This window comes from Lacisediminihabitans sp. FW035 (assembly GCF_054880895.1).
Map to the genome: position 1 here is coordinate 2,655,850 of NZ_CM142187.1, position 19,648 is coordinate 2,675,497.

General features: G+C 66.4%; 19 protein-coding genes. 9 read left to right on the forward strand and 10 right to left on the reverse strand.

All coding sequences use genetic code 11. The annotated features are described in order from the left end of the window. Positions 1–32: 32 nt before the first annotated feature. The 3 genes from ACVXZ4_RS12715 to ACVXZ4_RS12725 all read right to left on the reverse strand — a co-directional run bounded on the left by ACVXZ4_RS12715 (position 33) and on the right by ACVXZ4_RS12725 (position 3,063). Complete coding sequence (locus ACVXZ4_RS12715) at positions 33–1,610, reverse strand: ABC transporter permease (protein ID WP_461795202.1); 1,578 nt, start codon at positions 1,608–1,610, stop codon at positions 33–35. Positions 1,611–1,691: 81 nt separating this feature from the next. Next, the gene (locus ACVXZ4_RS12720; RefSeq protein ID WP_461795203.1) at positions 1,692–2,285 is read right to left on the reverse strand and encodes a GNAT family N-acetyltransferase; all 594 of its coding nucleotides are present in this window, start codon (positions 2,283–2,285) and stop codon (positions 1,692–1,694) included. Positions 2,286–2,313: 28 nt separating this feature from the next. Next, positions 2,314–3,063 carry an ABC transporter ATP-binding protein gene (locus ACVXZ4_RS12725; protein WP_461795204.1) on the reverse strand — a complete coding sequence of 250 codons (750 nt, stop codon included), beginning with the start codon at positions 3,061–3,063 and terminating at the stop codon, positions 2,314–2,316. Here ACVXZ4_RS12725 and ACVXZ4_RS12730 point away from each other — a divergent pair. From ACVXZ4_RS12730 to ACVXZ4_RS12755, 6 genes are all read left to right on the forward strand, one after another. Then, entirely contained in the window at positions 3,062–3,961 is a 900-nt protein-coding gene (locus tag ACVXZ4_RS12730) for a hypothetical protein (RefSeq protein ID WP_461795205.1), read from the forward strand. The two genes, ACVXZ4_RS12725 and ACVXZ4_RS12730, sit on opposite strands and share 2 nt — an antisense overlap. A gap of 188 nt (positions 3,962–4,149) precedes the next feature. Beyond that, complete coding sequence (locus ACVXZ4_RS12735; protein ID WP_461795206.1) at positions 4,150–4,842, forward strand: phosphocholine cytidylyltransferase family protein; 693 nt, start codon at positions 4,150–4,152, stop codon at positions 4,840–4,842. A 56-nt stretch (positions 4,843–4,898) separates the two neighbouring features. Beyond that, the gene (locus ACVXZ4_RS12740; RefSeq protein ID WP_461795207.1) at positions 4,899–5,711 is read left to right on the forward strand and encodes an ABC transporter permease; all 813 of its coding nucleotides are present in this window, start codon (positions 4,899–4,901) and stop codon (positions 5,709–5,711) included. Then, positions 5,711–6,487 (forward strand): ABC transporter ATP-binding protein, encoded by a 777-nt coding sequence (locus ACVXZ4_RS12745; RefSeq protein ID WP_461795208.1) that lies wholly within the window; start codon positions 5,711–5,713, stop codon positions 6,485–6,487. The genes ACVXZ4_RS12740 and ACVXZ4_RS12745 overlap by 1 nt, the downstream gene beginning before the upstream one ends. After that, complete coding sequence (locus ACVXZ4_RS12750) at positions 6,484–7,323, forward strand: hypothetical protein (protein ID WP_461795209.1); 840 nt, start codon at positions 6,484–6,486, stop codon at positions 7,321–7,323. Before ACVXZ4_RS12745 ends, ACVXZ4_RS12750 begins: the two co-directional genes overlap by 4 nt. 127 nt (positions 7,324–7,450) lie before the next feature. After that, on the forward strand, positions 7,451–7,747 hold the full coding sequence (locus ACVXZ4_RS12755) for a hypothetical protein (RefSeq protein ID WP_461795210.1): 297 nt from the start codon (positions 7,451–7,453) through the stop codon (positions 7,745–7,747). Between the two features lie 26 nt (positions 7,748–7,773). Here the strand turns inward: ACVXZ4_RS12755 and ACVXZ4_RS12760 are convergent, their stop codons facing one another. Both ACVXZ4_RS12760 and ACVXZ4_RS12765 read right to left on the reverse strand, forming a co-directional pair. Next, positions 7,774–8,085 (reverse strand): helix-turn-helix domain-containing protein, encoded by a 312-nt coding sequence (locus ACVXZ4_RS12760; RefSeq protein WP_461795211.1) that lies wholly within the window; start codon positions 8,083–8,085, stop codon positions 7,774–7,776. A gap of 237 nt (positions 8,086–8,322) precedes the next feature. Then, positions 8,323–9,606: a CDP-glycerol glycerophosphotransferase family protein gene (locus ACVXZ4_RS12765; RefSeq protein ID WP_461795212.1), complete on the reverse strand. Its 1,284-nt coding sequence runs from the start codon at positions 9,604–9,606 to the stop codon at positions 8,323–8,325. Between the two features lie 98 nt (positions 9,607–9,704). On the opposite strand from ACVXZ4_RS12765, the gene ACVXZ4_RS12770 reads away from it, so the two are divergent. Next, entirely contained in the window at positions 9,705–10,958 is a 1,254-nt protein-coding gene (locus ACVXZ4_RS12770; RefSeq protein WP_461795213.1) for a CDP-glycerol glycerophosphotransferase family protein, read from the forward strand. Further along, the gene (locus ACVXZ4_RS12775; RefSeq protein ID WP_461795214.1) at positions 10,955–12,466 is read left to right on the forward strand and encodes a CDP-glycerol glycerophosphotransferase family protein; all 1,512 of its coding nucleotides are present in this window, start codon (positions 10,955–10,957) and stop codon (positions 12,464–12,466) included. The genes ACVXZ4_RS12770 and ACVXZ4_RS12775 overlap by 4 nt, the downstream gene beginning before the upstream one ends. A 15-nt stretch (positions 12,467–12,481) precedes the next feature. Here ACVXZ4_RS12775 and ACVXZ4_RS12780 read toward each other — a convergent pair whose 3' ends face one another. The 4 genes from ACVXZ4_RS12780 to ACVXZ4_RS12795 all read right to left on the reverse strand — a co-directional run bounded on the left by ACVXZ4_RS12780 (position 12,482) and on the right by ACVXZ4_RS12795 (position 16,552). Next, the gene (locus ACVXZ4_RS12780; RefSeq protein WP_461795215.1) at positions 12,482–13,531 is read right to left on the reverse strand and encodes a glycosyltransferase family 2 protein; all 1,050 of its coding nucleotides are present in this window, start codon (positions 13,529–13,531) and stop codon (positions 12,482–12,484) included. 135 nt (positions 13,532–13,666) lie between these two features. Continuing rightward, positions 13,667–15,124 (reverse strand): S1C family serine protease, encoded by a 1,458-nt coding sequence (locus ACVXZ4_RS12785; protein ID WP_461795216.1) that lies wholly within the window; start codon positions 15,122–15,124, stop codon positions 13,667–13,669. 106 nt (positions 15,125–15,230) lie between these two features. Continuing rightward, positions 15,231–15,857 (reverse strand): PKD domain-containing protein, encoded by a 627-nt coding sequence (locus tag ACVXZ4_RS12790; RefSeq protein WP_461795217.1) that lies wholly within the window; start codon positions 15,855–15,857, stop codon positions 15,231–15,233. A gap of 128 nt (positions 15,858–15,985) precedes the next feature. Beyond that, positions 15,986–16,552, reverse strand: a complete 567-nt coding sequence (locus ACVXZ4_RS12795) for a hypothetical protein (RefSeq protein WP_461795218.1) — start codon at positions 16,550–16,552, stop codon at positions 15,986–15,988. A 132-nt stretch (positions 16,553–16,684) separates the two neighbouring features. Between ACVXZ4_RS12795 and ACVXZ4_RS12800 the strand changes: the two genes are divergently transcribed. Then, positions 16,685–17,881: an aminotransferase class I/II-fold pyridoxal phosphate-dependent enzyme gene (locus ACVXZ4_RS12800; RefSeq protein WP_461795219.1), complete on the forward strand. Its 1,197-nt coding sequence runs from the start codon at positions 16,685–16,687 to the stop codon at positions 17,879–17,881. Here the strand turns inward: ACVXZ4_RS12800 and ACVXZ4_RS12805 are convergent. Beyond that, complete coding sequence (locus ACVXZ4_RS12805; RefSeq protein ID WP_461795220.1) at positions 17,878–19,647, reverse strand: sensor histidine kinase; 1,770 nt, start codon at positions 19,645–19,647, stop codon at positions 17,878–17,880. The two genes, ACVXZ4_RS12800 and ACVXZ4_RS12805, sit on opposite strands and share 4 nt — an antisense overlap. Position 19,648: the final 1 nt, after the last annotated feature.

Genomic DNA, 19,648 nt, shown 5'->3' on the forward strand with positions numbered 1-19,648 from the left:
TATTTTACGCCCGGCGAGCGGTGCGACCGCGATCAGTGGCGCAGCGTGAACGCCAGCAGCTCCGGCGCCCGGCGACTGAAGATGCGACCACCCCAGGCTATGCCGAGGGCGAGGAGCACCAGCCCGAGCCCGACCCCGACCGCCAGCGATGCGAGCGGCCAGCCGCGTTCCCCGGGGTTGAGGAGTCCGAGAAGGGCGAACCACATCGCCGGCAGCGAGAGCACGACGGTCGCGAAGAAGGAGATCGACTGGATGAGGCCCGCCCCGGTTCCGCTTGCCTGCGGCTGGGCATATGGGCTGTCTCCCGGGCGCACGGAGGGGTACGGGAATCGCGCCGAGATCACACTCGAGAGCCCCAGCCCAGCGAAGAGCAGGCTGAAGCTCACCCCGATCAGCGACGGCAGGTCTGCGCCATCACCAGACACCGCTGTAGAGAGCGGTGCGCCGATGAGCACGAGGGGGATGCCGATGATCAGCGTCGGCACGAGACGCCCGAGCCGGTCAGCCCAGCCGGCGGTGTTCGATGCGAGGTGGAGCCACACCGCCGAGCTGTCGTAGGCGACATCGTTGTGGGCCGACCAGGCGAGGAACAGGCACATCACCGGTACCGGGATGAGCGCGAGCACGGTGGCGGGCACCCCGGCCACCGCGAGAGCGATCACGAATAGCAGTGGGGCGACCGGCACGGCCAACAACGCCGTGTGGTAGCGGGCGTCGCGAATCCAGTAGGTGATGCTCCGGGCAGCGATGGCACCGGCCGGCGAATCGGGCAGACGACCGAACCAGCCGAGCCCCACATAGCGCGACTCGCGGTCCGGCCGCTGGGGAGTGACGACCAGCCAGCTCACGAGTGCCCGCCAGGCCAGCCAGAGCAGCGCAACCACGGCGAGCGCGATGAGCGTCTTGAGCACCGCCACGCCGTCGTTGCCGGATGCCGCCTCAGCCGGAGCGGACCAGGCCACTCCGAGGGGCGTCCAGCCCGAAACATCCGCAACGGATTCGAGCACGCTGAGGCCGTTGCGATCCCAGTCGACAGAGGCGAGCAGGGCAACGATCGGCGCGAGCGACACCAGCGCGACGAGCAGCACCAGCGTGGTGACATCCCGCGCCCGGCGGGTGGCGAGCAGCAGCGCCGCGATCGAGCTCGACACGCGGGCGCCAAGCACACAGGTGGCGACGATGAGGATCGCGGACAGCACCGCGAGCGTTGCGGACAGCGGGTCGCGCGCCCAGGTCACGACCTGCGCAATCGAGATCGCGGCAATGACCAGTGCCGGAAGGGAGACCAGTCCGGCAAGGGCGAGCGCCACGGCAAGGCGCTTGGCCGGAATGCCGAGCAGGGCGAAAGACCGCGGATCCAGAGTGTTGTCCACCCCGAACGCGAGCGGCACGAGGAGGAACCCGAGCACGATGACCGAACCGACCGTGACGGTGATGCTGCCGGCGAGCAGCGGCTCAACGCGGCGGAGCGAGCCGAGCCCGGCGATCGTCACTCCGGCGGCGCCGATCCCGTAGACGAGACCGATCACGATCCCGGCCACCTGCAGCGGACTGCGGCGAAAAGTGTTGGCGAGTACGCGGAGTTTCAGTCCGAGAAGCTGGCGGGTCAAGACTGGAATTGCGGGGCTTCTTTCTCGCGGTTCCCTGCGACGTTAGCATGATGCGTCGCGGGCGAAGAGGGCACCATCAACTCACCCGAAAGCGAGGTAAGTGCCCGCTTTGTCGGGCTCTACGAACTCGAACTTCAGCACAAGGTCGGTGCGACCGATGAGGTGCACCTGGTGAGTGAATTGCTCGTTCGTGACGTACACAGTGCAGTCGAGTCCCCACGCTCCGGTGAACCACCGTCGTAGCTCGGCCAGAAGGCGTTCGTCCATACCCGTGGCCATGTGGCTGCGACGAACCCAGAAATACACGACGGCGTCCACGTCTGCCCAGGCGTCGAGACCGATCTGGGTCACCGAGGCCCTTGTGAGGAATGCAGCGGTCGCCGGGAAGACGTAGACGCAGCCGAGGCACTCGCCTCCGCTCGGGTCGAGCACCGTATAGGTGTAGGCGCGACGATCGTTGTGACGCTGTTGCAGATCCTCGAGATCCTCGCGATTCGCCTCGACCGTGAAGTCGTCGTCTGGCCAGGCCGACTGTTCCCACAGCCGGAGGTACTCCCGGGTTTCCACGACGGCGGCGTAGTCCATCGCGGCGTCGTCGGCCACGATGGGACGGAGCCGGAACTCCTCGGTGGTCAACCCCGCCGGGAGCGGCGCGGTCGCATCGGTGATCGCCATCTGTTCCCTTCGATTCGCAGAGCCCCTCTCAGTCCGAGAAGCTGTGCAACCACTCCATGCCCTCTGCCGTCTTGCGCCCTCCGGCGAGCTCGAGGAATCTCTCCTCGAGCGACCCGGAACCGCGCACGTCCGCCATCGTGCCCGAAGCGAGGATCCGGCCGCTCACGACGATCGCCACCAGGTCGCAGATGCGTTGGATCAGATCCATGCTGTGGCTCGAGAGCACGACCGTGCCGCCGGCCGCGACATATCGCTGCAGGATGGCGGTGACGTTGGCTGCGGAGACAGGATCCACCGATTCGAATGGTTCGTCGAGCACCAGAACGCGAGGGGAATGGATCATCGCGCAGGCCAGCGCGATCTTCTTTGTCATGCCCGCGGAGTAGTCGGAGACGAGACGCCCGAGCGCGTCTTCGAGGCCGAAGGCCGCGGCGAGATCGCCCGATCGCTGCTGCACTGTGCGGGCGTCCAGGCCACGAAGGGTGCCGGCGTAGTAGAGGAGCTGGCTACCGGTGAGGCGATCGAAAAGCCGCAGTCGGTCAGGAAGCACCCCCATGTTGCGCTTGGCGACGGCGGGATCGGTCCAGACATCCGCCCCGTGCACCGAGACCGATCCTCCGTCGGGTCGAAGCAGACCGGTGATCATCGACAACGTGGTGGTCTTACCCGCACCGTTCGGCCCGACGATGCCGAAGATGGTGCCCGCCGGCACGGACAGGCTGATGTGATCGACAGCGACCGTGTCGCCGAAACGCTTCACGAGGTCGGAGACGACCATGACGACTTCCCGGTCGGCGATGGCGGTGCGCGCCGTAGCGGAAGACGGAGTGAGGATGGCGCCGAACATGGCCTCGGCCGGCACGTCGGTCCCGGCGGGTTCGGGCGCCGAGGGCGCGGGCATTACCGGTGGGCGCTTCGCGGGTGCGGTGGGCGCGCCCGCTGACGCGGGCGATTCGGCAGGCGCAGTCGCAGTCGCCATCTCTGCCCCCGCGTCTGCCGCGACGGGAGCCGCGTCCGGCGTGACCGGTGGTCGCACCGATAGGGAGCGCGGAATCGTCGACCGTGGTTTCGTCGGGCGAGGACTCGTTGTCCTTACTGGCGTGGTCGCCGGCATAGCCGAGACGGAATCCGACGACGGCCCGGTGGATGCCTCGGTGGACTGCTCGGACGCGGCCGTGCCGCTCGGGGAATCCACGACGTCGCTCGACGGCAGGGCCGGAGCATTCGGGGGTGCCGCCCGGGTGGTGTTCGGCCGCGGACCGGTGGCTCGAGGCTTTGTCGTTCGCGCAGTGGTGGTGCGGGGAGTGGCCGGTTGGGTCGTCGACGACCTCGCCGAAGCCGGCTTCGGCGCAGCGGGCTTTGCAGTTGCCGGCTGTGCGGTTGCCGGCTTTGCCGCAGCGGGCTTCGCGGCACGCGACCCTGTCGCGGCACGCTTCGCTGCACCCACCCGCGACGCGGCCGAGGTGCGCGGAGATGCCGGTTTGCGGGCCCGCGGTGCTGCCGGAGCAGCCGTCTCGGCGGGCGGTTCCGGTGCCTCGGAATCGCCGCCGGAGGGCGGAGCCGCCGATGCTCCCGCTGGCTTCTCCTCAGGTTCTGAATCCACCCGTCAACCGTACCAATGCCGACAGTGGTGCCTGTGCGCGAACTGGGCATCTCATCACGAATTGGGAACGTGATCTGCCCGCCCCTGTGCCGAATTGGCCTTAAACGGTAGGGTGGTAACGCACAACGACGTGTCCAGGCAACAGTCTGGGGATGAATAAAAGGTGAATCAATTCACGATCGCAACCTAATGACGATCGGACTTCGAAGTGATTCTGGCACCTGCCCCGGTCAAGACCACAGTCAACTGAGGAGACAAATCGTGAGCACACAGATCGTAATTCTGGCCGCCGGCATGGGTAGCCGACTCGGCCGTTCGCTGCCGAAGCCGCTCACCGAGCTCAGTGACGGCCGCACCATCATGCAGCAGCAGTTCGACAACATCCAGCAGGCCTTCGGCACCGGCGCCAAAGTCAGCATCGTCGTCGGCTACAAGCTCGAGCACATCATCGAGGCCTTCCCCAGCGCCTCCTTCGTCTACAACGAGCAGTACGACCAGACCAACACCTCCAAGAGCCTTATGCGTGCACTGCGCGCGTCGGGCCAGGGCGGCGTGCTCTGGATGAACGGTGACGTCGTCTTCGACCCCGAGGCCCTCGTCCGCGCCAAGAAGATGGTCGATGCCGACCAGTCCTTCGTATCGGTCAACACCGAGAAGGTCTCCGATGAGGAGGTCAAGTACACGGTGGATGCCGAGGGCTACATCAACAAGCTGTCCAAGACCGTCAAGGGCGGGCTCGGAGAGGCCGTCGGCATCAACTACGTCGCCCGCGGCGACAAGGCGGCGCTCCTCCGCCAGCTCGGTCGCGTCGATGACCAGGACTACTTCGAGCGCGGCATCGAGTTGGCAATCGAGCAGGACAAGCTACGATTTGAGCCGGTAGACATCTCCGACCTCTACGCCGTAGAGGTTGACTTCGCGGAAGACCTCGAGCGGGCGAACCTCTTCGTCTGAGTTCCCACCCTTCGCGCAAGTCAAGCGGAGTGCGTGACGCTAAGGACCCGTAACGCGTGAGTGCACTTCTCGAAGCACGCCCCGAGCGTTCGGAGTTTGCGCGCTATCGGCATTCCCTGTGGCTGCTGACGACGCGCGACCTCAAGGTCCGATACTCCACGTCGTTCCTCGGCTACTTCTGGTCGATCCTGGATCCGCTGGTGATGGCGGCCATTTACTGGTTCGTCTTCACGGTGATCTTCCATCGCGGCGTCGGGCACGAACCCTACATCGTGTTCCTGCTCACGGCGCTGCTGCCGTGGACCTGGTTCAACGGCAGCATCTCCGATTCGACGCGAGCTTTCACCAAAGAGGCGAAGCTCATCCGCTCTACCCGCATTCCCCGCACGATCTGGGTAGCGCGGCTCGTGCTGTCCAAGGGCATCGAGTTCATCGTGAGTATCCCGGTGATCGTCTTCTTCGCACTGCTGTCGCTCGGAACGCCCGACCCGGCCCGACTGCACATCGAGGTGCTCCTTGTGCCGCTCGCCATCGTGATGCAGGCCGTGCTCACCCTCGGTGTGGGCCTGATCGTCGCACCGCTCGTGGTGTTCTTCCGCGACCTCGAACGTGCGGTCAAGCTCGGGCTGCGCTTCATGTTCTACGCCTCCCCCATTGTTTACGGGCTGGTGAACGTGCCGAAGGACTTTCGGCCGCTCGCCGCCTTCAACCCGATGTCAGGAATCCTCTCTCTCTACCGCTCCGCCTTCTTCCCCCTCGAACTCAAGTGGTTCGATGTGATCGTGAGCGCGATCATGTGCCTGATCATCCTCGGCATCGGGCTGCTCGTCTTCCGCCGCACCATCAAGACCGTGTTGAAGGAGATCTGATGACCGTCGCACCGGAAATCGGGGCCGCGGCGATCGCGACGCCGGTGATCGAGGTGAAGGATGCCGGCATCCGCTTCAAACGCAATCGACGCTCCCGCCGGAGCTTCAAGGATCTCTTCGCCGGGTCGAAGCGCCGCAGCCGCCCCGGGGAGTTCTGGCCCCTGCGCAACGTGACGTTCTCCGTCGCGCCCGGCGAAGCCATCGGTGTCGTCGGACGCAACGGGCAGGGCAAGTCGACACTTCTGAAACTCGTGGCCGAGGTGGTCTTCGCCGACGAGGGCAGCGTGCGCGTCGGCGCGGGGGTCGCACCACTGATCGAGATCACCGGCGGGTTCGTCGACGACCTCACCGTGCGCGACAACGTCTACCTGACTGCGGGCCTTCACGGGATGAAGAGATTCGAGATCGACGAGAGATTCGACGAGATCATCGCCTTCTCCGAGATCGGGGACTTTCTCGACACCCCCTACAAACACCTCTCAAGCGGAATGAAGGTGAGGATCGCGTTCGCCGTGATCTCGCGTCTCGAGGAGCCGATCATCCTCGTCGACGAGGTGCTCGCTGTGGGCGACAAGGCCTTCCGGGAGAAGTGCTATCGGCGAATCGAGGAGCTCTTGGCGGGTGGGCGTACATTGTTTTTCGTGTCCCACAGTGAAAAAGATCTCCGACGTTTCTGCACCCGCGGCCTCTACCTCGACAAGGGGAGCCTCGTGCTCGATGCCTCCATCTCGGAGGTGCTCGACCGGTACAACGCCGAATACGGCGTGAAGCCGTGAGCGTCGTTCCCGGGCAGTTGCCACGCAACACGCCTCCGCAGGTCGAGAAGGGAGTGGAGCGGCTGCTCTCGGTGCAGCGTCCCGTCGTGTTGCTTCACATTCGAAGCATCCGCCGACGCAATCCGGATGCCTCGCCCGCCCAGGTGATCAAGATGCTGGAGACCCGCTATCTCGCTGCGGTGACCGCCGGTGGTGCCGCGGTCGGCGCGAGTGCCGTGATCCCCGGCGTGGGGGTCGGCATCTCGCTGGCGCTCTCGGGTGTCGAGACCGCGGGATTCCTCGAGGCGAGCGCCCTGTTCGCCCAGTCGGTGACCGAGGTACACGGCATCGCCGTCGAGGACCCGGAGCGGGCCCGCACGCTCGTCATGGCCATGATGCTCGGCACCGCCGGGTCGGACCTGGTCAAGCAGCTCGCGGGCCAGGCCGCCGGAATCGGCCCGACGCGCGGACGCTTCTGGGGCGAGCTCGTGACCAAGAGCCTTCCGCAGGCGGCCATGGGCCAGATCGGTGACCGGATCAAGAAGTCGTTCGTGAAGCGCTTCGTCGCCACGCAGGGGGCCAGCGTCGTGGGTCGCGCGATCCCCTTCGGAATCGGTGCCGTGATCGGCGGAACCGGCAACCACGTCCTCGGTCGCAAGGTGGTGTCGAGCTCGCGCGACGCATTCGGGCCGGCGCCGCTGCAGTTTCCCGTGGTGTTGGATCCCCCCGTGCGCGGCCCGGTGGTGCTGACCCGGCGGTCGCGCATCAACCTCCCCCGGTTCGGCAGCGGCACGGCCGATTCCAAGACTCCGAAGACCCCTCGCCCGCCGAAGGCGCTGCGGCCGCCGAAGCCATAGGCCGGTCGTCACCCCCACCTAGGACGTGCACGCTGTGGACCCGGAGGCCGACCGCTCCTCTCCTCCCCCGGTGGCCGTCGCGCGACATCCACTCGGCCGGTCGGATGTCGTCAGTAGCTTTCGGGGCATGACCGGCCCGCGCTCCCCCATCGTCGATTCCGCCTACCCCGTGCCGTTCCATCTCGAGCGGGATGCCGGCCCCCGCCGGTACGTGCTCACCAACAGGGGGAACGAGGCCCTGGATGGCGTGACTCTGAGTCTGCTCGGAGCCGGCCTGATGCCCGCGACCGCACCTTCCGCCCTTGCGCCGGGGGAGAGCCTTGAGGTGATGATCGCGGCGCGCGACCTGGCCCGCAGCACGGTGCTGGTCGTCCGCTGGTTCCGGCCGTCGGGAGAGGAGTTTCTCTGGCGAGTGAGCTTCTAGCCGGTCTTAGCCGGTGCGCGCTCGACTCAACGGCCGCTCTCCTCGCGCCGGCGACGCTCACGGATGAAGTCTGCGGCGGTGAAGGTCTTCTCGAGGTCGGGCAGCGCATCCGCACCGATCTTCACGACCAGTAGGGCAGGATCGATGCCCAGGACCGAGGCGATGCGCACCAGCGTATGAAAGTTCGGGTTGCCGAGGCCGCGTTCGATCTTGCCGAAATTAGAGACGTTCATGCCGGCGAGATTAGCGATCTCCTCCTGGCTGCAGGCGAGCTTGAGGCGCCGAGTCCGAATTCGCTCGCCCAGAATGCGGGTGGCTTCGGAGATCGGCTGAGACATACCCCATTGCTATCTGCCGCATGCCAGAACTACCAGACGCTGGAACGCTGAGGTGTATATGCCTCACTCTGTTCGTGTTGGTCGAGTAGGGGCGCTAGCGACGTGGGCACAGGCCGTCGGTTCCGGACGATTCGCAGAATCGGGCGGCCGTGCGGGTGGGGAGCGAGAGCACGGGTCTCGACACCCCTCCTCCTTCGTCGGGCGCTAATCAACCGACAGGAGGCGATCGACGGCTCCTCAGTCCGCGTCGTCCTCGTCGGTCTCGAACGGGTCCGTCTCGCGGGATCGGCGGTCGGCGGCGTGCACGGAGGCTTCGCGATCCCACAGGGCGAGCAGGCTGTCGATGGCGTCGTGGAATCGACGGGTGGCTTCCCCGGGAGTCGTGTCACCGAAGTGGCGCCCCACCCAGAATTCGAGCCGCCGACGAGCCTCGACGTCATGCTGCACGCGGTGGGCGATCGCCACGATGTCCGCCGCCTCGGCCGGGAGCAGCCACTCCGCCGCCCCGAGATATCCCGACTCGTCGATCTCCGCGCTCGGGGACGCGGGGCGGGTGATGATGAGTGGCTTGCCGGTGGCGAGCCGGTCGTAGACCATCGCCGAGATATCGGTGATCGCGACATCCGCCGCGTCGAGTTGCCAGCCGAGCTCCGGGCCGTCATCGAAGACGTGATAGGCCGACGAGTCCCGGGCGTTCGCCGCCGCGATCGACGCGATGATCGCCTCGTTCGCCCGCTTGAACTCCGGGTCGATCACGCCGCTGCGAGGATGCGGCCGATAGAGCACACGGTGTGTCCCGCTGTTCAGCAGCGCCCCGACGAGCGCCTCACCGTGCGAGGCGACCGACCCGTAGGCAGCCGAATCGCGATCGCCCTCCCAGGTGGGCGCGTAGAGCACCACCGTGTGGTCATCCGGCGGGTACGGCAGCGTGCCGGCAAAATGGTCGGCCTGCGGTCGACCGATCATCAGGGTGCGTCGATCGAGGTCGTAGTCCCAGAGCTTGTGCCGCAGCCGGTCCCGCGCGGCCTCCCCCGCCACGAAACTGTAGTCGTAGGCCTTGAACTGGTTGGTGGTCATGTACATCTTGTCGCTCTCACCGTGGTTGATGAAAACGTGCCACATGCGTCCATACCGGAACATCTGGAAGTTCTTGGAGTTCTGGTTCACGTAGAACACGATGCGCAGGTCCTGGTCGGCGACGAAGGCCTCGAGCTCGGCGACCGACCGCAGGTACAGCACCGGCACGGGCGACTCGTCGAACAGGGTGAGCGCCGTTCCGGGCGAGCGGGAGATGATCGCGACCGGGGTGGTCTTCGCGAGCTCGGCGAGCGGCGCGTACCACTGGCGCACCTGATAAAGGTTGACCGTGCTGTCCGCGAAGTACACGACGATCCGGATGCTGCCGGATTTCGGTTTCGGCAGGGAGGGAGCGCGACGGGCCAGTTCCCGTCTCTGCTGGCGGGAGCGGACAAGATTCCGCACGATCCGCGCGGCCGTTTTGACGTCCTTGAGGATTGGCACCAGTCGATTAAACCAGTGTCTGCTGGATGCCCCGCGCGCGGGCCGCTTCCGTTACCCAGCCGAGACCCCGGGGCAGACCCGAATGCTAGGCTCCCCACGTGCCCGGGTTCAGCTTTGCGTCGGGGAATGCGAAGAAGCTCGCCGCCCTCCCGCTCTACGCCCTCGGGGCGCTGGCCAGCCTGTTCGTGCCGCGAGTGGACAGCCTCTGGGCGTTCGGAAGCGGTTCGGGGATCGGCGAGGGGTCGCTCGCGCTCTTCCGCTATGCGCGGGAGGCGGATCCCGCACTCCGGCTCATCTGGCTCGCCCGCAACGAGCGCGACCTCGAGGCGGCCGCGGTCCTCGGCATCCCCGCGGTGATTGCCGCCTCCCGCCGCGGTCTGTGGCTCACCCTGCGCTCCCGTGTCCTCGTCGTGACCCATGGTTTCGGGGATGTCAATCGGTTCGGCAGGCACGGCGCCGTGGTGGTGCAGCTGTGGCACGGCATCCCGCTCAAGCTCATCCAGCTGGACTCTGCCGCCACGACCCGGATCTCGATTCCGGTGGTGTCCCGCCAGGTGCGCGGGCTGCTGCGCCGGTTCTACCGGCGCGGCTACCGCGCGATCTCACTCATGCCCGCTGCGTCGGAACTGGTGGCGACCCGATTGCGCACCGCCTTCGCCCTGCCGAAGGATCGAGTGGTGGTGACCGGGGACCCACGGGATGACGTGCTCAGCCAGGGCAGTGTCGTCGAGCGCGAGGCGACCGCCCGCACCGTGCTCTCCGGCGCTCTCGAGGCCGAACTCGGGACATCGCGCGTGCTGCTCTACGCCCCGACCTGGCGCGACGGTGACGCTGATCCCGCCGTTCCGACGGTTGCGGAGTGGTCGCGGATCGATGCCTGGCTGAGCGCGAACGACGGGACCCTTGTGGTTCGGCCGCACCCCAACGGCGTCGGCGACTATGCCGCCGGGGTCGCCGGCGCCGAACGCATCCACCTCCTGTCGTCGGCACGCCAGGGCGACCTCACCCCGATCCTCGCAGCGGTGCAACTGCTCATCACCGACTACTCCTCCGTGGCCTTCGACTACTCCCTCACCGGGGGTCCGATCCTGTTCATCGCTCCGGACGAAGAGAGCTACACCGGCTCACGCGGACTCTATGAGCCCTACCGCGAGTTCAGCGGAGGTCGCGAAGTGCGCACCTGGACGGAAATTCTCGACCAGCTTGCGCGGTATGACGCCGACGACACGTGGGCGGCAGATGTTCGGGCACATTCAGCCGCGCTGGACGCACGACACTTCGCATTCCGGGACGGGCGCAATACTGAGAGAGTGTATTCCGAGCTCGTGCGCCGCCTGAAGGAGCGCCAATGACGTCTTCCGCACCGACTGCGGTCGTGGTGGTCGATACGGTCGTGGTGACCGCGGGACAGCTGCCATCGATCGTCTTCGAGGGGCCTGGAGCCGCACCGGCGGAATTCCGCCTGCAGGCTGCCCGTCAGGTGCTGCCGGGCGAACTGATCGCGCTCGGCAGTCGCTGGTCCGCGCGGGTCCCCCTGCTGGTGTCGAACTGGGGCGGGCCCCGTATGCCTGCCCGCTCGGGGCGATACGCGGTGATCGCTTCGGCGGCGGACGGCTCCCGGATGCCGCTGCAGAAGCCTGCACAATTGCCGGCTCCCCAGCTGCTCCCCTCGGTAACCCGGGTGGCGGTGACGGCAACCGACGACTCGCTCGTCGTTGTGCTCTCGGCTCCCCTCACCGACCGGGAGCGAGGAAAACTTCAGCAGGCATCCCTGGAATCCGACTATCGCGCTGCCGAATACGAGCCTCTCGACGCCGTCTTCTTCGAGAGCTTCTACGGGCAGAACGCCTCCTGTAATCCCCTCGCCATCGACCGTGCGCTCGCCCGGCTGCGCCCCGACATTGCCCGCTACTGGAGTGTGACGGATGCCTCGGTGCGGGTGCCGGACGGTGCCGTCGCGTTGCTCGAGGGCAGCGCCGAATGGTGGCGCATCCGGGGATCTGTGCGTCTTCTCGTGGTCAACGACTGGCTGCGCAAGCGGCTCCGGAAGCGCCGTTACCAGACGGTTTTGCAGACCTGGCACGGCACGATGCTCAAGAAGCTGGCCCTCAGCCGCGTGCGGCTCGGCCTGCGACCGGCGATCGCGACCCTTCGGGAACGGAGCCGGTGGGACATCCTGCTGGCCCAGAATCCTTACAGTCGCCGTGTATTCCGCCGGGCGTATGCCTTTACCGGCGCCGTCTGGGAGGAGGGCTATCCCCGCGACGACGTGCTCGTCACCGGGGATGCCGCCGCGATCAGGGAGCGGCTGGGCATCGCCGCCGGCGTGAGCGTGCTGCTCTACGCGCCGACTTGGCGTGACGACCGACCCGACCATGTCGACCATCTGGATGTGGCCCGCTTCGCCGAACTCCTCGGCGATGACTACGTCACGTTGATCCGTGGTCATTCACGCACCCTCCTACCGGGCGAGGACGTGCACGCACCGAACGTGCTCGACGTGACAGGGTATCCCGACGTCTCCGAGCTCTTCCTCGTGGCCGATGCCCTCATCACCGACTACTCATCGGTGATGTTCGACTTCACGGTCACCGGCAAGCCGGTGTTCTTCTTCACGCCGGATCTCGAGCACTACCGCCAGAAGCTCCGCGGGTTCTACTTCGACCTCATCCCTGTCGCCCCCGGCCCGGTGGTCACCTCCGTCGACGAGCTCGCCGCGCTCGTGCGTGATCGCGCCGGAGTGCAGCAGCGCTTCGCCGACAAATACCGGGACTGGCGCGAACGATTCAATCCCCGGGACGACGGGCATGCCGCGGAGCGAGTGGTCGAACGCCTGCTGGCCGAGGGGATCATCGGCTGATCCCGCTCGTTAGCCTCAGATGCCGGTGCGGGAGGTGTCGACGGTGTCGCGCGCCCCACGGAGGACGCCGACGATGAAGCCGACCCCCCAGCTGAGATGCATGGTCGGCAGCACCAGGAAGAACCGCCACCGATCCGACCATCCCGGCCCCCCGGCGCGAGAGAAGCAGATCAGGACCAGGAGCACGACGTACGCGGCCGGCCCCAGGTAGATCAGCGACAGCAGCAGGCTCGGCCAGCCCCTGACGACTCCGCTGAGCTGCAGCACCAGCAGCAGGATGCTCAGCACCACGGTCACCACCAGGAGCGGGGGCGCGAAGAACCGCCACGGGTTGCGGGCGGGATAGCGGCGCACGAGTTCGCCCCGCCAGATGCCGGTCGCGGCGAACTGGCGCACGAGCTTCGACCAACTCTCCCGTGGCCAGTAGGTGACCTCGAGTGTTGGATCGAACCACACAGAGTACCCGGCGTTGCGGATGCGCAGGTTGAGCTCCCAGTCCTCGCCGCGGCGCACCGACTCGTCGAAGAGCTTCACCTCGTCGAGCACCTCGCGGCGCAACACTCCGAGGTACGCGGATTCGGCCGGCCCCTCCTCGGCTCCCCCGTGATAGCTGCCGCCCCCCAGACCGAACCGACTGTTGTACGCGCGCGCGACCGCGGATTGGAACGGCGTCTTGCCGCGCGCCTTCATCACTCCTCCGACGTTCGCTGCGCCCGTGCGGGTGAGAGTGTCGACGGCGCGGCGGGTGTAGGTGGGGTCGAGCTCGGAGTGCGCGTCCACCCGCACGATCACCGGGTGGCTGCTCGCCCGGATCGCGAGGTTGAGGCCGACGGGAATGTCGGTGGCGGGGTTGAAGACGACGACGATCCGGTCATCCGCTTCAGCCAGCTCCTGCACGAGCTCGGTGGTGCCGTCGGTCGACGGACCAAGGGCGAGGATGAGCTCCGTCGGCCCCGAGTAATCCTGGTCGAGCACCGTGCGCACTGCTGTCTCGATGTAGGCGACCTCGTTGAGAACGGGGATGACATAGGACACTCCGGGTGGGGCGTGTACCTCGTTCGGCATGGGTTCCAATGTCAGGGCGGCCAAGTCGGTCGAGCCTATCAGCCGACCTGATCCTCGCCTGGAACGCAGCGAACGGATGCCCGCCGCCGGTGTTGGACCGGCCGCGGGCATCCGTTCGGCTCGTGCGGAAGGGGGCTACTGCTTGAGTGTTCCGAGCGTCACATCGACGGTGCTCGACGAGCCGCCGCGGACGTAGGTGAGCGAGGTCGACGATCCGGCGGCGAGGAAACGCACCTGGGCGGTGAGATCCGTGCTGCTGGTGATCGGCGCGCCGTTGAAGACGGTGACGATGTCACCAGCCTTGAGGCCCGCCTTGTCGGCCGCCCCGCCGCTCGTGATCTCCTTGATGCTGGCGCCGACCACGGTGCTGGTGCTGGTGGAGGAGACATCCTGCACGCTCGCCCCGAGCAGGCCGTGAGTGGCCTTGCCGGTCTTGATGATCTCGTTGGCCACTCGCTGGGCGAGGTTGGCCGGGATCGCGAATCCGACCCCGATACTGCCCGACTGGGAGGAGGCGCTTGCTCCACCGGCGCTGGCGATGGCGACGTTGATGCCGATGACCTTGGCATCCGAATCGAGGAGCGCTCCACCCGAGTTGCCGGGATTGATCGCGGCATCCGTCTGGATCACCGGGAGGGAGATCGTCGCGGCCGCTGTCGTCGACTGGCCCTGGGTGTTGCCCTGGCCGTTGTCGAACTGCCAGAAGTCGAACGGGCTTCCCGAGTTGGGGGTGCTGGTGTCGCCACCGGTGCTCGGCGCCGCGGAGGACGCGATCGAGATGCTGCGGTTGAGCGCGCTCACGATGCCGTCGGTGACGGTGTTGTTGAGTCCGAGCGGGGCTCCGATGGCGATGGCGGTCTCACCGACGTTGAGCTTGCTTGAGTCGCCGAACTCGGCCGGTACGAGGTTACTCGGATCCTTCATCTTGATGACGGCGAGGTCGGCGATCGGATCGGTGCCGACCACGGTCGCGGAGAAGAGGCGCCCGTCGGAGGTGGTCACCTGCACTGCCGGGTCGGCGATCTCGCCGTCGAGGGTGACGACGTGGGTGTTGGTGAGGATGTAGCCGTCCTTCGAGAGGATCACCCCCGATCCCGTTCCGGATGCGGACTTGCTGGTGACCGAGATCGTGACGACGCTCGGAGCCGCCTTCGCGGCGACCGCGGTGATGTTGTTGACACTCGAGGTGTCATTCACCGTGATGTTCTGGGGAGCAGCGTTCGATACGGCGCTGGAAGTGTTGTTGCCCTGGTTGGCGGATACGGCCCACGCTGCGACACCGGCGCCGGAGACTCCTCCGACGAGTGCGCCGACTGCGAGGGCCGCGATAATGCCGACCTTGTTGGAACGCTTGCTCTCGGCCGGTGCCGCGGGTGTCCACGCGTAGTCGCGGTCGAGGGGCTGGGTGGACGCCGGAGCGGTGTCGGCGGGTGCGGCGTTATCGACCGGAGCGGTCGCCGGCGCAGCATCGCCCGACGCAGTGTTGGCAGAATTCAATCGCGCCTCGGTCTGTTCGAGGGTTTCGGAATTCTCGGCGGCGTTCGTGGTGCCGTCTTCGGTGCCGGAGTGGGGATCCTGCGGTGCGTCAGTCATGGGGGCTGCTCCTTCCAAGCGGTGCAAGCATCCACCGCGAACCTGAGCACTCTATATGGACGCGCTGAGAGCAGGCCGAAGCTTCACCGCATCCGTGGGCGGCCCTTCAACAACCGGGACCGGACGGATGCTGCGTGCAGTCGCGGCCGACCAGAACGGTGTTCGCATCCCCGGCCGTTGCGACCAGTCGGTTGGCTGCGACCGGGATGGTGCCGGCGATCGGGATCCACGGTGCTCCCGCGTATTGGTACTCGGCGCTGAAGTCGATGGTGAGGTCGATCGAGTAGGTGCCGGCACTGCGATACACATGGCTGGTGGAGGTGCGATCGAACTCGCCGACTCCGGCTGCTGCCCAGCTCGCCCCGCGAGTCGACCGAGTGGCGGTAGTCCCATCACCGTAGGTCCAGCGATATCTCTCCGCGGTGAACCGCACAGATGCCGGCAGAGCGAGAAGGGGGCCGGTCTGCACCGCCGAGTCGACCGTGGCATAGAAATTGGTGTCGAGCCCGACGACCATCCACCCGTTCGGCTCCATGTGGTCGACACCGGCCACCGGCTTGAAGTTGATCAGGTCGGCCAGAGTGATCGGTGCCGTGACCGAGTAGCCGTCGCGAAGCGGTGGCGGGGGTGGCGGCGGGATCACCGGCGTTCCACCACGGCCGCCTCCACCGATCGATCCGCCGGTGCCGGGCACATTGACAGTGCCGCGGATGTCGACTCCGTCGCCGTTCACGGTGCCACTACTGGATGGGCAGCCTCCGACGTAAATGTCTGCCTCGGAACACGTTTGAGCTGCCGCTGCTACGGGCTGGGGTTGAATCACGACCCCGGCCACAACTATCGATGTGACGAGTGCGATCGTCAGTCTTTTTCGCATACTCCACCATCTGCCCACGGCTCTCGCGACGATACGACAAGCACAGCTCTCTCTTTGTCCCAGCGTTCTGACACCTGGAAAGGCTGACGAGAGGGCCGTTGGGGTGAGACAACCGAGACGCCGTTCTTGTCCAGCACATCAACGTTTGACACATCGAGGCACGCGTAAATACTGACGAGATCTATCCCGCGGGCTGGACTGTTGGAGAATTGCTGGATCGAAACGTTGTTGACAATTGATAGTCCAACTGCCCGCAATTCTTTGGCTCGGAATTCGCCATAGCCCGAGAGCGCATCCTCTTGAGCATCACCCGACGCGACTGCCTCGATGCGTTCTGGATTCTTCCCACCATCGGCCAAGATCTCATCCGAGACCCGCACATACTCCGCATACGCCTTCGTCGCAGCGGCCAGCGCCTCCGCCTCGCTCGCGAAGACCGGTGTCGCGGTCGGCCGCGGAGTCTGGCTGGTCGGCGCAGGGGTAGGAACGCATCCGCTCAACAGCAGCACGACCACGAGGGCGGCGCCGGAGATACGAGGGATGGTCCACATAGGTATCGACGGTAGGGCACCGGGGGCATCCCCCGCCAGAAGTTTCCACAGGCTGTGAGCGCATCGCGCCGAGCACGGTGTGAGGAGGAGCTACGGTGGAATCGATCACCACCCTCGAACAGAAGGCCGCCAGTGGATCTCAGCGGAGCATGGCAACGTGCGGCACGGGGCGCGATGCTGTTGGGCGCGGATGGCGCCCTGAAGCCCACCATCTTCGCCGAGATGTCCGCCCTGGCCTCGGACACCGGCGCGATCAACCTCGGCCAGGGATTCCCCGACGAAGACGGCCCCCTCGAGGTGCTCGAGGCCGCCCGCCAGGCCATCAGCGATGGCGTGAACCAGTACCCGCCCGGGCTCGGCTTCCCCGTGTTGCGTGAGGCGATCTCCGCGCACCAGCAGCGCTTCTACGGCCTGGCACCGGATCCGGACCGGGAGGTGATCGTCACCGCCGGCGCGACCGAGGGGCTCGCGGCCTCCATCCTCGCGCTCGTGGAGGCCGGCGACGAGGTCGTCACGTTCGAGCCGTTCTACGACTCCTACGCGGCCATGATCGCGTTGAGCGGAGCCGTCCATCGCACGGTGGCGCTGCGGTCACCGCACTTCCAGCCCGATCACCACGAGTTGCGTCGCGCCGTGACCGACCGCACCCGCATCATCCTTGTCAACAATCCGCACAATCCCACGGGCGCGATGATGGGCCGCGAGACGCTCGAACTGATCGTCGAGCTCGCCCACCGCCACGATGCGATCATCGTGACGGACGAGGTCTACGAGCACCTCACCTTCGGCAAGACCCACATCCCTCTCGCCACGCTTCCCGGTGCTTGGGAGCGCACTGTCACGATCTCGAGCGCCGGCAAGACCTTCAGCACCACAGGCTGGAAAGTGGGATGGATGACCGGACCGCACGACCTGCTGCAGGCCATCCTCGCGGTCAAGCAGTTTCTCACCTACGTGAATGCGGCGCCGTTCCAGCCGGCGATCGCCGTCGGGCTCGGCCTGCCCGACGAATTCTTCACCACCGTGGTGAGCGTGCTGCAGAGCAAGCGCGACCTGCTCTCCGCCGGCCTCCGCAGCGCCGGTTTCTCCGTCAGCCCGTCCGACGGCTCCTACTTCGTGGTGGCGGATGCCTCGCCCCTCGGCTTCGCGGATGCCGCCGACCTCTGCCGACGGCTGCCAGAGCTCGCCGGGGTCGTCGCCGTGCCGATCAGTGCTTTCGTGAGTGACGAGCACAAGAGCGACTACGCCTCGCTCGTGCGGTTCGCGTTCTGCAAGAGGGTGGACGTGCTCGAGCGCGCATCATCCCAGCTCGCGAACCTCTCGCGCTAGGCCTCGACGGGCACCTTTGCGAGCGGCAGCTTGGTCAGCGGCAACGACATGATGAACGCCGTGCCGACGCCCTCCTCGCTCTGCACGTCGAGCTCCCCGCCGTGAGCGGTAACGATCGCCTTGGTGATCGTGAGTCCGAGACCCACGCCCGGTACCGCATTGCGGGTCGCCGTTGATGCGCGGAAGAAGCGCGCGTAGAGCTGGTCGAGCTCGGACGCGGGAATACCTATTCCGGTGTCGCGAACGGTGATGATCGCCGCATCAGCGTTCGAGGTCAGGCTCACCGTCACCACCCCATCGCGCGGAGTGAACTTGAGCGCGTTGGAAATCAGGTTGTCGCAGCCCTGTCCGAGTCGCACGGTATCGCCCCGAACGGTGATCGGTTCGTCCGCGCTGATGAGCACGAGCTCCACCCCAGCGGCGTTCGCCACTGGCTGTGCAGATTGAACCGCCGCGGCGACCACCTCATTAAGCGACACCTGGCTGATGTCGAGTGGGAACTTGCCCGAACTGACCTGGGCGGTGAACAGCAGGTCGCCGACGAGGCGCAACAGGCGGTGAGCATTCCGTTCGGCGACACCGAGGTACTGCAGCTGCTCCCCCGACAGTGGAGATTCGTCGTCGTCCCGCATGAGCTCGAGGTATCCAAGGATCGAGGAGAGCGGCGTGCGGAGTTCGTGCGAGATCAGCCCGACGAATTCATCCTTCAACCGGGCGACCTCGAGTGCCTGGGTCACGTCGGTCGCCACGAAGATGTAGCCGACGGTCTCTCCGTCTTCGTCGATCCGCGGCGTGACGGCGATGGACACGGTGAGGGGCGAGCCGTCCGCGCGCAGGTAGGTCCACTCCCGCACCTCGGCCCGGCCGAGCCGTGCCGATTCGACGAGCGCGGAGAATCCAGGATTGAGCACCGTGGCACCGGCGGGGTAGTTGAGCTCTCGTGCACGGTCTTCCAGCTCCGATTCGACATGGAAGTCGAACACGAAACGCTTGCCCTGGGTGTCGGCCGGCGAGAGTCCGAGCATCGCCGCTGCGCCTGGATTCCAGACATCGATCAGGCCGGTGAGGTCTGTTCCGATCACGGATTGCTCGGTGACCGCGTCGAGCACACTCCGCGTGAGGCGATCGGCGGCGTGCAACTGCAGCTCGTTCTCCTTCAGCCGGGACGCGACGGAGAGGGACTCCACCAGCATCGTCTCCCCCTCTTGGGCGAGACGCTGGATAGAGTCGAGCTGCTGGCGGCCCTGGCGAGAGAGCTCGTTGATGATGGCGGCTGCGATACCGAAGACCACCGGCGAGAAGATTCCTCGGATCCATTCCCCGATGTCCGCGGGAACTCGCCATTCGATCAGGTACGGGAGCATCAGCGCTGCGGATACGCCGACCCCCGCGACGACCACCCACAGTCGACCTTTTTCCGCCGCGATCCAGACCACTGGCAGCACGATGAGCGCCGAGAAGAGCGAGCCGGTGCCGTTGGACCCTTCACGAAGGAGGGCGATGGCGAGCAGCGAATAGCCCGGCACGACCAGCGACCACCGCGTCACTCTCCCCAGCGATCCGAAATAGAACGACAGGGCGGTGGCGAAGACGATGATCAGCACACCGCCGAGAATCGCAAGCGGATCGCTGACCAGCGCCTCGGGCAGGAGAACGCAGAGTAGGACGGCCACGAAGAACGCGACAGTCGTCGGCATCTGCTTGAGGGCCGGACTGGGATTATCGACCGCGATGCGTGCCTTGATCGCGTTGTAGAGGCTCGTCACG